Here is a 13,395-nt window from a genome sequence, read left to right as displayed (position 1 = left end):
GGCTTGCTCGCGAATGCGGTGTATCAGTCAGTAGACTGGAACTGACCCACCGCTTTCGCGAGCAAGCCCGCTCCCACATTTGTTTTACGGTGTTCATAAGGCCGATCCCAAATTGTGGAAAACAAATCCAGCCCCCCTCCAAAGCGCGACATATAGCCGCCGCAAATACCTGTTTTGTCACGCTTTTGACTTGTCCCCATCCACTGTGGAACCGGCTGTGGGTAACGTGGGAGTACCTGCCTGAACGCCTTTAAAACCGTGGCTTACAGCGTGGTGGTTGTTTTTTGATCAGCGGCTTTTTGGCGACCGGCCAAGGGGTTTGTCAACCTGTTTAAAGACACAGGTATATGACCGAAATATGACTCTTCAGCCTGTGGATAAGTCTGTGATTAAACTCTGGAAAGACCTCCGCAGAGGCCGGAATGACTGGCCTGGAGCCATCGTCCGGATTTCCACTCTGTCGATGGGCCTACATACGACCTCGCCAAGGTCAAGCAAAAAACTTTCTAAAATCGGCTGCAGGCCTTGTACACAGAGGCTTTCGGTATTTTGTACTTGCCCCCAAAGACTGTGGGCGCAGCTGTGGATAACCTGCGCGCATATGGCTGCAGGCCACGGTTCATAAGGCTTTGCTTGATATGATCAAAAAGTGATCAGCTTTACATGAAAGGGTGTGCTTAGCGGTTGCCGCGACGGCGGTGTAAGGGCATTCTGCTGGCTGTTTTTTTCCCGATGCCCGCAAGGAGAACACCATGTCCGACACGCTGTTTATTACTGGCGCAACTTCAGGTTTTGGCGAAGCCTGCGCCCGTCGTTTTGCTGAAGCCGGTTGGAAACTGGTGCTCACTGGCCGCCGCGCCGAGCGTTTGAATGCCTTGGTTGAAGAGCTTTCCAAGCAGACCGAAGTGCACGGCCTGGTCGTGGACGTGCGTGACCGCAAGGGCATGGAAGACGCCATCGCCAGTCTGCCGCCGTCGTTCGCCAAACTGCGTGGCCTGATCAACAACGCGGGCCTGGCCGTGGGCACTGATCCTGCGCCCAAGTGCAGCCTCGACGATTGGGAGACCATGGTCGATACCAACATCAAGGGCCTGCTGACCACCACCAACCTGCTGCTGCCGCGCTTGATCGCCCACGGCCGTGGCGCCGGCATCATCAACCTCGGCTCCATCGCCGGTAACTACCCGTACCCTGGCAGCCACGTGTACGGCGGCTCTAAGGCGTTTGTGAAGCAGTTCTCCCTGAACTTGCGTTGCGATCTGCAAGGCACCGGCGTGCGCGTGACGAACATCGAGCCAGGCCTGTGTGAGAGTGAATTCTCGCTGGTGCGCTTCGGCGGTGATCAGGCGCGTTATGACGCGACCTATGCCGGCGCTGAGCCGATCCAGCCGCAGGACATTGCCGACACCATCTTCTGGGTGATGAACACGCCGGCGCACGTCAACATCAACCGCCTGGAGCTGATGCCGGTGAGCCAGACCTGGGCCGGGTTTGCGATTGAGCGGGGCGGTAAGTAAGGCTTTAAACCGCGTCGCTGCCATCGGGAGCAAGCCCCTCTCACACTTGACTGTGTTCACAAGTCGGAACGTGGGAACCCAATCCCATGTGGGAGTGGGTTCGCTCCCGATGGCGTCAAATCGGCCAAAACAGGCCATAAGGTACACTCCACTCCTGAAAACCCCACCGCATCGTGCGGTTCAAAGGTTTTGACGGGAGGAAATGTGAGTAACCGAGGTGAGCAGGCACTGCTCAAACAATCGACGATTCTGATGTTCGCGGTAGCGATCGCCGGCATTGTCACGGGTGTGATATCCGGCGCCCAATCTATTCTGTTCGACGGCTTTTTCTCGCTGATCGCCACCGCCATCAAGGTGTTGATGCTGATCACGGCCAAGTTGATCGCCAAGAAAAGCAACGCGCGCTTCCAGTTCGGCTACTGGCACCTGGAGCCGTTGGTGCTGCTGATCGAAGGCAGCTTTCTGCTGTTGATCGCCATCTATGCATTCCTCAACGGTGTGTTCGGCATGATCAATGGCGGGCGCGAGATCGAGTTGGGCCTGGTGATCATCTACGCGGCGGTGTTCACCGTCGTTGAGTTCGCCTACTTCTTCTATGTGCGCTACCGCAACCGCGCGCTCAAATCGTCGTTGATCCAGTTCGATAACATCAGTTGGCTGGTGGACGCGATGCTGTCGGTGGGCTTGCTGATCAGCTTTCTGGCCGCGCTGTTGCTCAAGTCCCAGGGCTATGGCGAGTGGGCGGTGTATGTCGACCCCTTGATCCTGATCCTGCTGGCCCTGAGCATGCTGGCGCCGGCCTTCAAGATCCTGCGCCCAGCGTTACGCGAGGTGCTGGGGATTGCCCCCGACCATTTGGACGACAAGGTTCGCGAAGTCATGGATGCGGTCCGCGCCAGGCATGGTTTCGACGACTACGTGTCCTACGTGCAAAAGCACGGGCGGGCGCGGTTTATCGAGATTCACGTGGTGCTGCCGGCGGATTACCCGGTGGATAACGTCGCCACCCTGGATGGGTTGCGCGAAGAGATATCCACAGGGCTCGGCACGCCGGATGCGGCGCGCTGGTTAACGATCAGTTTTACGGGCGACCGTAAATGGATTGCGTGAGGCCCTGATAGCAGGTCGCCAGATGATAAGGCGTGGTCGACGGCATATCCCGTCGGCTCACCGCGCCGTTGGCATCCAGGCATTCATGCCAGCCTTTCTCATGCAGGAAATGCTGTTGCAGCGCCAGCAATTGGCGTTGCAGCACCGCTTCGCTGTCGGGCCGCAAGGTCAGTGCCCGCAGGTATTCGGCCTGGGCCCAGATACGCTGGGTAGCGTCACGCACGCTGCCATCGAGGGCAAGCATGCCGCTGACCGCGCCGCTTAACGGATCCACACCCTTTTGCTCGGCGTAGGTAAACGCCCGGGTCAGTGAGGCATGCAACGGCGTGCCGCGTAAGGCGGGCGACGACTCCAGCAAAAAGAACCACTCGAATTGATGCCCTGGCTCAAACCAGTTATCCACAGCACCCAGCGGTTTTTCCATCATCACGCCATGCTGGCGGTCGATGAAGCGCTGCTGCATGGCCGTCGCCAAGCCCAGCAGGGCCGCTTGTACGTCGGCGTCTTCACGCACGGCGAGGGTGGCGAGGAAGCCCTCGGCCAGGTGCATCAAGGGATTTTGCAGGGGGCCGGACTTGAGGGAAGACCAGTTACGCTCAAGTACCGCTTCATACAGGCCATCGCCCGTGGCGAAACGCTCGGCGACCACTTCAAGGGCGGCATTGAGCACCGATTCCACCAGCGGCTCGCGCACTTTGGCCCAGTAATGGGCGCAGGCGAAGATGATGAAGGCGTGGGTGTAGAGGTCTTTGCGCTTGTCCAGCGGCTGCCCGGCGGGGTCGACGCTGTAGAACCAGCCGCCGTATTCGGCGTCGTGGAAGTGCCGTTGCAGGGAACGGAACAACGCGGCGGCACGTTCTTCGGCAAAGGCAGCACCGGGCTCGCCGATCAGACTGGCGAACAGGTACAGCTGTCGAGCACAGGCCATGGCGCGGTAGCGTTGCGGCGGCAAAGGCCGATGATCGGCATCCAGCGCCTCATAGGGCAACGCCAACTCGGCATTCCAGCCCGGGCCCTGCCAGAGCGGCACGATCAAGGTATGGAAGTGGGTGAGCACAGAATTCAACGTGGGCTGGGAAGCGATGGGCATTGGCTGGCGTCGTCACGGCAGGGGTGTAGGCGCGCATGGTAGCAGGCTTGCGTTCTGTGGTGTCTGTGCCAGCGCTATCGGGGGCAAGCCCCCACCCACCTTTGAAGGTGTTCACGCATCAAAATGTGGAGGGGGCCGATGAGGCCCTCAATAGCCCCGCAACTCAGCCCGCGAGCAGCCAAACCCCGGTCGCCGCTGAAGCAGCACCGGCAACCCGCACCAACGGGGCCGCCGCCGCAGGCAGAAACCGCACCACGGCATAGCCGGCAGCGTGCAACGCAGCAGTTGCCCCGACAAAACCGGCCGCATACGTCCAAGGGCTGGACATGTCCGGCAGCTCCAGGCCATGCGCCACCCCGTGGAACAGCGCAAACAACGCCGTAGCGCCCACAGCCATGAACAGTGGTGGACGCACCGCCAGCGCCACTGCCAGGCCCAGCGCCAGCACCGACGCGGCAATCCCGCTTTCCAGCGCGGGTAATGCCAGCCCTTCAAAACCCAGCACGCCGCCGATCAACATGGTGCCGACGAAGGTGCACGGCAGGGCCCAACGGGCGGCGCCTTTTTGCTGGGCTGCCCACAGGCCGACTGCAACCATGGCCAGCAGGTGATCAAGGCCGCCCAGTGGGTGGCTGATACCGGCCATCAGGCCATTGTCGCCGTGGCCGGGGTGAGCGAAAGCCAGGGCCGGAGCGAGCAGCAGAGCGGCGGCGGCGAAGAGTTTGTTGAGGCTCATAAACAGGTTCCTTATGGGTTGATCAGGCGGCAGTGGTCAGCAGGCCCTGGCGCTCGATAAAAGCGACGATCTCGTCCAGGCCGACGCCGGTTTTCTGGTTACTGAACACAAAGGGTTTGCCGTTGCGCATGCGCTGGGTGTCGCTGTTCATCAGCTCCAGCGAGGCGCCGACCAAGGGCGCCAGGTCGATCTTGTTGATCACCAGCAGGTCTGACTTGCAGATACCTGGGCCGCCTTTGCGCGGCAGTTTGTCGCCAGCGGAGACATCGATCACGTAGATGGTCAGGTCTGACAACTCCGGGCTGAACGTGGCCGACAGGTTATCGCCGCCGGACTCCACCAGGATCAGGTCCAGGCCGGGGAAGCGACGGTTGAGTTGGTCCACCGCTTCCAGGTTGATCGAGGCGTCTTCTCGGATGGCCGTGTGCGGGCAGCCGCCGGTTTCCACGCCGATGATGCGTTCGGGCGCCAAGGCCTCGTTACGTACCAAGAAGTCGGCGTCTTCGCGGGTGTAGATGTCGTTGGTGACCACTGCCAGGTTGTAGCGGTCGCGCAGCGCGAGGCACAGGGCAAGGGTCAGGGCGGTTTTGCCGGAGCCGACCGGGCCGCCGATGCCGACGCGCAGGGGTTGTGTGTTCATTTGCTTCTCCAAAATAAAGAGCTCCTAGGAACGGAACAGGCGGCTGTACTGGCGCTCGTGGGCCATGCACGCCAGTGACAGGCCGAACGCTGCGCTGCCGAAATGGTGGGGGTCGACGCGGCCCGCGTCCTGCTGGGCTTGTTGCAGCAGCGGCAGCAGTTCACTGGTCAGGCGCTGGGCGGCTTGTTGGCCCAAGGGCAGGGTTTTCATCAGCACCGCCAATTGGTTTTCCAACCAGCTCCACAGCCAGGCGGCGAGTGCGTCGTCGGGGTTGATGGTCCAGGCGCGTGCGGCCAGGGCCCAGCCCAGAGCCAGATGAGGTTCGCTGCGTTGCTCAAGAAAGGTGCGGGCCTGGCTGTCCAGTTCCGGCAAACCGTTGAGCAGTTGTTGCAGGGAGTAGCCCATCTGGCGGCTCTCTTGATACAGCTCGCGTGTCTCGCGGCTGGCTTGGTGCTCTTCGCACAGTTGCGAGAGTGTCGGCCAATCCTCTGCGGCAGCGGCGCGGCAATGGGCGAGCAGCAACGGTGCTTCGAAACGTGCCAGGTTCAGCAGCAACTGGTCGCTGATCCAACGGCGGGCGCTGGCCGCATCCTTCACGCGGCCGTTCTCCACGGCCATTTCCAGCCCTTGGGAATAGCTGTAGCCGCCAATCGGCAATTGCGGACTGGCCAGACGCAGCAACGCCCAGGCTGGGTTCATAAACGCACGCCGAACTGGTGCAGCTTGGGCGGATAGTTGAAGTCTTCATCGCCATGGCGCGAATGATGATGGCCGCCGCCATAGGCGCCGTGCTCCGGCTGGAATGGCGCTTCGAGGGTCTGCGTGGTGGCGCCCAGCTGTTCAAGCATGGCCTTGAGCACGTAGTCGTCGAGCAGGCGTAGCCAGCCATCCCCAACCTGCAACGCCACATGGCGGTTGCCGAGGTGATAGGCAGCACGTGTCAGTTCAAAGGCATTGGCGCACGTGACGTGCAGCAGTTGTTCAGGCCGTGCGCATACACGTACGACACGTCCGTCTTCAGCCTGTAGGCATTCGCCATCGTGCAACGGCGGCTGGCCGCGCTCCAGGAACAGGCCAACGTCTTCGCCGTCAGTACTGAAACAGCGCAGGCGACTCTTGCTGCGCGCTTCGAAAGTCAGCAGCAACTCAGCGGCCCAGAGGGCTTGGGGGGCGATTCGGCGGTGGATCACCAGCATCAGGAAGCTTCCAGCTATGAGCGATGAAACAGCTAGAGCAAGTGGCTTGCCAATCACGGGTTGATGTAGGAAATCTCTGTCGGTACGCGGGGGAGTGCTACCGAATAGGGCGTTAGTGCTTGGTGGGAGTGTTTCAAATTGGTGCGTTGCCGCGTTTATAGCGCCAAATAGGGGCGTTTTGGCGTCGAGGGCGATGCAGAGTGTATGAAGTTCCTTTCATCCTTTTCGTTTCTGGGTGTTTTCGGATTAGTCCTACGGGAATTGAGGATTTGGAGTTCGTCGGCTTACGCGCAGGATCTTTAGGATTCGCCGCGTGCTAAACATTCACGACGGGTTCCATCATGTTTCGATCAATTTTGTGTTTATTCGTGTTCAGTCTTTATCTGGTTACGCCCTCATCTTCGGCCAATGTCCAGAAGCGTGCGGTGGCTCCGATCGCGGCCAGCACTCCCCTGCAAGCCCTACAGGCCTTGCCGTCCAAACCGTCCATCAACGATGTGATCGACCGCGCCCATGAGTTGCTGGGCACACCCTATAAGTGGGGAGGGAGCACGGTAGAGCAGGGGTTCGACTGCAGTAGCTTTCTGGTTTATCTGTTCAAGACCCAGGCCAATATCCGTATACCCCGCACCACGGCGGCAATGCACCGTTCAGATGCGATGACGATCAAGCGTCATGCGCTGAAACCTGGGGATGCCGTGTTTTTCAAAGGTAATGGGCGCGGTCAGGTCAGCCATGTCGGCCTCTATATAGGCGAGGGCAAATTCATTCACTCACCCCGAACCGGTAAGACGGTGCGTATCGATTCACTGAGCAATCGCTATTGGAGCAAAAACTACACCACCGCCAAGCGTTTCCATTCGGCCGGGTGACCGGTTTACTCGGTACTGCCCAAGCCCTGCCAATGCTTGAGGCCGATGAAGATAAAGCGCAGTTGCTGGGTGATTTTCGCCTGGGGCGTGAGGTGAGCCGGCAACGCATGAGCCGGCGGGTCGATGATATCGGGCAGGGTGGCAAACACGCTTTTGACGATAAGGTCCGCCATCACGTGCAGGCCATCGGGGTCCAGGTGCTGCAACTTGGGCATCTGCGTCAGGTCGGCCGCAAGGTCGCGGGTGATGTCTTCGCGCAGGGCGCTGATGGCTTGGCGCACGGCCAGGCAGCCACCGTATTGCTCGCGGGCCAGGAACAAGAATTGCGAACGGTTGGCTGAGACCACATCGAGAAAGATCCGCACCGAGGCGTCGATAATGCCGCCCATCACGAATTCGTTGTGGCGCACCAGGCGGATGGTAGCGCGAAAGGTCTGTCCGACCTCACTCACCAAGACAAGTCCAAGCTGGTCCATATCGGCAAAATGGCGATAGAAACCAGTGGGAACGATGCCGGCCGTCTTGGCTACTTCACGCAGGCTCAGGCTGCCAAACCCACGGCCACACTCCATCAGATGGCGGGCAGCGTCCATCAAGGCAAGGCGGGTCTGTTGCTTCTGTTCGGCGCGGGGCAGCATGGGCGGGGGGCTTTGTCGGCAAGTACAGCGACGCACTCTAGCAAAACAGCTCTGTTGGCGTCGAACTTGGCGGGGGCGCGTTGCGTGACAGGTTCTACAAAAAGTCAAAAAGCCCGGTCGGGTGATCGGGCTTTTTTCTGGGCTACCACAGGGTTAGCTCTGTGCTTGGTTTTGTTCTTTCAGGCGATCAGAACCGTCTTCGGCAACACCTTCAGTGTAAGCGCGCTTGCTGATTTGATCGGCACCGTCTTCAACCAGACCTTTCTCTTGCAGGCGATCGCGACCGTTTTCGGTCAGGCCTTCGGCGTGAGCGCGTTTGCTGATCTGATCCGAACCGTTTTCTGCAACAGCGCCTTTGGCGTAGTCACGGCTATCTTCTTCTTGCGAACCGCTGCGGGCCAGGGTTTGGCTGGCGTGCACGGCGTCGGCTTTGACTTGTGGGGTCACTTGTTCGGCGGCTGGCAGGGCAAAGGCGCTGGAAGCCATGATGGACAACAGGACGGTAGCGAGTACTTGGCGTTTCATGATGGTTGCTCCTTGGGAGGGCGATAAAGTGGGTACAGGGCTAATGCTACTCTCGATATGTCGATATAAAAGTTCATAAACACAATGGTAATAATCAACAGAATTGATTGTTCCTCGCAGAGGCTCTAGACCGGACCTCTCAAGCACGCGGTTTTGCACCGTGGTGGGTATTTTCGACACGAACCTGGGTAACAATGGTGCGCCGTTGATGATTGGATTTGTCTGATCGATCAGGAAAATGGCTTTTTGCGACTAAATTGACCACTGGGTTAAACCCCCGGACGGTTTGCCAGTCGTACTCTTATGAGCTGTATTTCAGCTATTCGTGTTGAGGAGTCCTGTGCAATGACGCGCACTCGTAAAATCGTCGCTTGGAGCTGCGCCAGCTTCGTTCTGTTAATCGCCGTTGCAGTCCTGGTCCTGGTGTTTTTTGACTGGAATCGCATCAAACCGCCCCTCAATGCCAAAGTCTCCGAAGAACTGCATCGCCCGTTTGCCATCAACGGCAACCTCGCCGTGGTGTGGCAGCGAGAGCCCGATGAAGGCGGCTGGCGTGCCTGGGTACCGTGGCCTCATGTGATTGCCGAAGACTTGACCCTAGGTAACCCGGACTGGTCGAAAAAACCGCAGATGGTTTCGTTGAAGAAAGTCGAGCTGCGTATTTCGCCCCTGGCTCTGCTGGCACAGCGTGTGGTTATCCCGCGTATCGATCTCACCGAACCGAGTGCAGAGTTACAGCGCCTGGCTGATGGTCGCGCCAACTGGACCTTCACGTTCGACCCTAAAGACCCCAATGCCGAACCCTCCAACTGGGTGGTGGACATCGGTGCCATCGGCTTTGACAAAGGCCACGTGACGCTGGATGACCAGACCCTCAAGACCCAGCTCGACGTGATCATTGACCCCTTGGGCAAACCGATTCCCTTCGGTGAAATCGTCGGCGATGCCGATGCCAAGAAGGCTCTGGAGAAAGGCTCGGCGCCCCAGGACTATGCGTTCGCCCTCAAGGTCAAAGGCCAGTACCACGGCCAGAAGCTCGACGGCACCGGCAAGATCGGCGGCCTGCTGGCCCTGCAGGATGCGGCCAAGCCGTTCCCGCTACAGGCCCAAGTCAAGATCGCTGACACCAACATCGCCCTGGCTGGCACCCTGACCGACCCGCTCAACCTCGGCGCTCTTGACCTGCGCCTTAAGCTGTCCGGCAGCAGCCTGGGCAACCTGTATCCACTGACCGGCGTCACGCTGCCGGACTCGCCGGCCTACGCCACCGACGGCCACTTGATCGCCAAGCTGCACGATTCCAGCGGCGCATCTTTCCGCTACGACAACTTCAACGGCAAGATCGGCAACAGCGACATTCACGGCAACCTCGCCTACGTCGCCAGCCAGCCACGGCCCAAGCTCAGCGGCGCGCTGGTGTCCAACCAGTTGCTGATGACTGACCTCGCACCCTTGATCGGCGCCGACTCCAACGCCAAGCAAAAGGCCCGTGGCGGCGAAAGCAAACAGCCGGCGACCAAAGTGCTGCCGGTGGAAGAGTTCCGCACCGAACGCTGGCGCGACATGGATGCCGATGTGGAATTCACCGGTAAACGTATCGTGCACAGTGCCGAATTACCCTTTACCGATCTTTATACCCATCTGGTGCTCAACGACGGCGAGCTGAGCCTGGAACCACTGCGTTTCGGCGTCGCTGGTGGCAAGCTCGATGCGCAGATTCGCCTGAATGGCCGCATCACACCGATGGAAGGTCGCGCCAAATTGACCGCGCGCAATTTCAAGCTCAAGCAACTGTTCCCGAGCTTCGAGCCGATGAAAACCAGCTTCGGTGAACTCAACGGTGACGCCGATATTGCCGGGCGAGGTAACTCCGTCGCGGCGCTGCTGGGCAGTTCCAATGGTGACCTGAAGATGCTGATCAACGACGGCGCCATCAGCCGTGGCCTGATGGAAATCGCCGGGCTCAACGTGGGCAACTACGTAGTGGGCCGCTTGTTCGGCGATAAGGAAGTGAAGATCAACTGTGCCGCCGCGGACTTCGGCATCAAGACCGGCTTGGCGACTACGCGGCTGTTTGTGTTCGATACCGAGAACGCCATCATCTACATCGATGGCACCGCGAACATGGCGACTGAGCAGTTGGACCTGACGGTCACCCCGGAATCCAAAGGCTTCCGTCTCTTCTCCCTGCGCTCGCCGCTGTATGTGAACGGGCCGTTTATCAAGCCGAATGCCGGGGTCAAGGCCATTCCATTAGCCCTGCGCGGCGCGGGCATGGTGGCGCTGGGCGTGATCGCGGGTCCTGCTGCCGGCTTGCTTGCGTTGGTCGCCCCAAGTGGTGGCGAGCCCAATGAGTGCGCGCCGCTGCTGCAGCAGATGAAAGAAGGCAAGGCGCCGAAGACCGTTAAAGGCTAACCAAATGTGGGAGGGGGCTTGCCCCCGATAACGGTATGTCAGTCAGTACCTCTGAGACTGAATCACCGCTATCGGGCGCAAGCCCCCTCCCACATGGGATTTACGCTATTTAAAGACTTTCGAGGATGTCGGCCATATCGTCCGCATGCTCTTCTTCCTGAGCGAGGATCTCCTCAAACAGGCGGCGAGTGGTCGGGTCTTTGTCGCCGATGTACTGGATGATCTCGCGGTAGCTGTCCACCGCGATGCGCTCGGCGACCAGGTCTTCGTAGACCATTTCCTTCAAGCTGTTACCGGCCACGTACTGCGCGTGGGAGTTCTTCGACAACAGATCGGGGTTGAACTCCGGCTCGCCGCCCAGCTGCACGATGCGCTCGGCCAGTTTGTCGGCATGTTCGGCTTCCTGGGTGGCGTGCTCCAGAAATTCCTCTGCAGCGACGGCTGCTTTAACGCCGCTGGCCATGAAGTAGTGGCGCTTGTAGCGCAGCACGCACACCAGCTCGGTAGCCAGCGACGCGTTGAGCAGGCGGATAATTTCTTCGCGGTCGGCGTCGTAGCCTTCGGTCACGGCACCGTTTTCGACGTTCTGGCGGGCGCGGCTGCGCAGGGTCGCAACGTCGGTCAAGTTTGCTTCAGTCATCTCAATCTCCTGGGGCTAATCCGGGTTACGCCACGCTCTGTCGGCGTGATCGCTCCAAGTTGTGAGTGCCGGGCAGCGCAAAAAGTTTTATCGGATTTACCTCGCGCGTCACGAGCCCGACTTGCAACTGGGCTAGGCTGCATTGCATCAAACGCGCTGCGAGGATATTCGCTTCATGTCACAGTCGTTGGCCACACGCTATCCCCTGGTATTGGTGCCCGGCATGCTCGGATTTGTGCGCATCGGGTTTTTCCCCTACTGGTATGGCATCGTCCCGGCTTTGCGGGCTGGTGGGGCTCAGGTATTCCCGATACAGGTGGCACCGCTGGACTCCAGCGAGGTGCGTGGCGAGCAACTGCTGGTGCAGATCGAGCGCATACGCCGCGAGACTGGGGCCAAAAAGGTCAACTTGATCGGCCATAGCCAAGGCTCACTGACTGCGCGCTATGCAGCAGCCCTGCGCCCGGATTGGGTGGCGTCGGTGACTTCGGTGGCCGGGCCGAACCACGGTTCTGAGCTGGCGGACCATATCCACCTCCATTACCCCATCGACGGCGCCAAGGGCCGGATCATGAGCGCGCTGTTTCACCTGGTCGCCTGGGTGATGGGTGTGCTGGAAACCGGTTATCGCGGGCCGCGCTTTAAAGCGGATCTGCAGGCGTCTCACCATTCCCTCACCAGTGAAGGTGTGGCTTTGTTCAATCGCCGTTATCCCCAAGGCTTACCCGAGACATGGGGCGGGCAGGGTGCGGAGGTGGTCAACGGCGTGCGCTATTACTCGTGGTCCGGCACGTTGCAGCCGGGCATCACGGATCGGGGCCGTAATTTGTTTGATGGTACCCACCGCAGTTGCCGCTTGTTCGCCCGCAGCTTTGTGCGGGAAAAGGGCCAGTGTGATGGCATGGTCGGGCGCTACAGCTCACACCTGGGCACGGTGATTGGTGATGATTTTGCCCTGGACCATTTTGATATCGTCAATCAGTCCATGGGGCTGGTGGGCAAGGGCGCCGAGCCGATCCGATTGTTTGTGGAGCATGCCCGGCGCTTGAAAGCGGCGGGTGTTTAAGCCCGTCGGCGCAGCGGCGTGGTCCAGCGCTCCGACAAGACTACCCCGCCCAAGGTCAGCAAACCGCCCACCAGGTGATACCACGCCAGCTCCTCCTTCAATACCACCGCCGCAATCAACGCGGTAATCAACGGCAGCAGGTTGAAAAACAGCGTGGTACGGCTTGGTCCCAAGGTCTTCACCGAGTGCATCCACGCCAACGGCGCGAGCATCGACGCCAGTAAACACGCGTACAGCACCAGTGGGATATTTGCCCAGCCCAGGCCGGTTTTGGCCGAGAACAGGAACAGCGGAAACAACACCACCACCGCCACCAGTATCTGCAAATACAGCAACACCAACGGCGGCAGGCGCAGCTGCCATTTTTTCAGCAAGGTGCTGTAGACCGCGTAGGCCAGGGTGGCGACCAGCATCATGGCGTCGCCCAGGTTGACCCCGTGTTGCAACAGCGCGCCCAGGCTGCCGGACGACACCACCACGACCACACCGGCAAACGACAGCACAGCCCCGGTGAGTGCGCCGAAGGTCAGGCGTTGGCCGAGGCTGATGATGGCTGCCGTCAGGGCCATCAACGGCATCAGCGACAGGATGATGCCCATGTTGGTGGCGGTGGTCAGGGAGGCGGCGTAATACGCCAGGCTTTGGTACACGGCCATGCCCAGCACGCCGAGGATGACGATCTTGCCCAGATTCGGGCGGATCTGCGCCCAGTGAGCGATCACCGGCTTGAGCATGAACGGCGTGAACAGTAGCGCCGCCAGCAGCCAGCGGTAAAAACCGATCTCCGACGGGAAAATCGAGCCCACGGCCAGTTTGTTGACCACGGTGTTGCCGGCCCAGATAAAAATGGCCAGCAGGGGATACGCGTACTGCATCGAAAGAAACCAAGTGTGTTGATGAAGCGGGATTATCCCCTGTCTGGATCGAAGCCTATACTGCGATCCAGACAA

General features: G+C 59.9%; 14 protein-coding genes. 5 read left to right on the top strand and 9 right to left on the bottom strand.

The features are described from left to right. Nucleotides 1-752 precede the first annotated feature (752 nt). Nucleotides 753-1,517 (top strand): SDR family oxidoreductase, encoded by a 765-nt coding sequence (locus ACVWXD_RS21845; protein WP_032890536.1) that lies wholly within the window; start codon nt 753-755, stop codon nt 1,515-1,517. A gap of 204 nt (nt 1,518-1,721) precedes the next feature. Continuing rightward, a complete protein-coding gene (locus ACVWXD_RS21840; RefSeq protein ID WP_032890538.1) occupies nt 1,722-2,627 on the top strand; it encodes a cation diffusion facilitator family transporter in 906 nt (301 codons plus the stop codon). On the opposite strand, the gene ACVWXD_RS21835 is transcribed toward ACVWXD_RS21840, so the two are convergent. From ACVWXD_RS21835 to ureE, 5 genes are all read right to left on the bottom strand, one after another. Continuing rightward, entirely contained in the window at nt 2,599-3,717 is a 1,119-nt protein-coding gene (locus tag ACVWXD_RS21835; RefSeq protein WP_095186054.1) for an AGE family epimerase/isomerase, read from the bottom strand. The two genes, ACVWXD_RS21840 and ACVWXD_RS21835, sit on opposite strands and share 29 nt — an antisense overlap. A gap of 163 nt (nt 3,718-3,880) precedes the next feature. After that, the gene (locus tag ACVWXD_RS21830) at nt 3,881-4,453 is read right to left on the bottom strand and encodes a HupE/UreJ family protein (protein ID WP_095186053.1); all 573 of its coding nucleotides are present in this window, start codon (nt 4,451-4,453) and stop codon (nt 3,881-3,883) included. Between the two features lie 22 nt (nt 4,454-4,475). Next, nucleotides 4,476-5,093, bottom strand: a complete 618-nt coding sequence (gene ureG, locus ACVWXD_RS21825; RefSeq protein ID WP_032890544.1) for an urease accessory protein UreG — start codon at nt 5,091-5,093, stop codon at nt 4,476-4,478. A 24-nt stretch (nt 5,094-5,117) separates the two neighbouring features. Beyond that, on the bottom strand, nt 5,118-5,792 hold the full coding sequence (locus ACVWXD_RS21820; RefSeq protein WP_099602069.1) for an urease accessory protein UreF: 675 nt from the start codon (nt 5,790-5,792) through the stop codon (nt 5,118-5,120). Further along, nucleotides 5,789-6,289: an urease accessory protein UreE gene (gene ureE / locus ACVWXD_RS21815; RefSeq protein ID WP_032890547.1), complete on the bottom strand. Its 501-nt coding sequence runs from the start codon at nt 6,287-6,289 to the stop codon at nt 5,789-5,791. The genes ACVWXD_RS21820 and ureE overlap by 4 nt, the downstream gene beginning before the upstream one ends. Before the next feature lie 341 nt (nt 6,290-6,630). Between ureE and ACVWXD_RS21810 the strand changes: the two genes are divergently transcribed. Continuing rightward, nucleotides 6,631-7,161, top strand: coding sequence for a C40 family peptidase (locus tag ACVWXD_RS21810; RefSeq protein ID WP_032890549.1), 531 nt, complete (start codon nt 6,631-6,633; stop codon nt 7,159-7,161). Between the two features lie 5 nt (nt 7,162-7,166). On the opposite strand, the gene ACVWXD_RS21805 is transcribed toward ACVWXD_RS21810, so the two are convergent. Both ACVWXD_RS21805 and ACVWXD_RS21800 read right to left on the bottom strand, forming a co-directional pair. Further along, nucleotides 7,167-7,799 (bottom strand): TetR family transcriptional regulator, encoded by a 633-nt coding sequence (locus tag ACVWXD_RS21805; protein ID WP_032890551.1) that lies wholly within the window; start codon nt 7,797-7,799, stop codon nt 7,167-7,169. Nucleotides 7,800-7,952: 153 nt separating this feature from the next. Continuing rightward, nucleotides 7,953-8,324, bottom strand: a complete 372-nt coding sequence (locus ACVWXD_RS21800; RefSeq protein ID WP_032890553.1) for a hypothetical protein — start codon at nt 8,322-8,324, stop codon at nt 7,953-7,955. A 345-nt stretch (nt 8,325-8,669) separates the two neighbouring features. Between ACVWXD_RS21800 and ACVWXD_RS21795 the strand changes: the two genes are divergently transcribed. Next, entirely contained in the window at nt 8,670-10,739 is a 2,070-nt protein-coding gene (locus ACVWXD_RS21795; protein WP_442116461.1) for an AsmA family protein, read from the top strand. 109 nt (nt 10,740-10,848) lie between these two features. Here ACVWXD_RS21795 and ACVWXD_RS21790 read toward each other — a convergent pair whose 3' ends face one another. Next, on the bottom strand, nt 10,849-11,379 hold the full coding sequence (locus ACVWXD_RS21790) for a ferritin-like domain-containing protein (protein WP_032890557.1): 531 nt from the start codon (nt 11,377-11,379) through the stop codon (nt 10,849-10,851). Between the two features lie 175 nt (nt 11,380-11,554). Here ACVWXD_RS21790 and ACVWXD_RS21785 point away from each other — a divergent pair, with 175 nt between their 5' ends. Continuing rightward, complete coding sequence (locus ACVWXD_RS21785; RefSeq protein ID WP_447096015.1) at nt 11,555-12,445, top strand: esterase/lipase family protein; 891 nt, start codon at nt 11,555-11,557, stop codon at nt 12,443-12,445. Here ACVWXD_RS21785 and ACVWXD_RS21780 read toward each other — a convergent pair. Then, nucleotides 12,442-13,320, bottom strand: coding sequence for a DMT family transporter (locus tag ACVWXD_RS21780; protein WP_260367381.1), 879 nt, complete (start codon nt 13,318-13,320; stop codon nt 12,442-12,444). The two genes, ACVWXD_RS21785 and ACVWXD_RS21780, sit on opposite strands and share 4 nt — an antisense overlap. Between the last annotated feature and the right edge of the window lie 75 nt (nt 13,321-13,395).

The sequence above is a fragment of the Pseudomonas sp. TE3911 genome (assembly GCF_054062775.1).
This window is presented reverse-complemented; position numbering and strand designations above follow the sequence as displayed.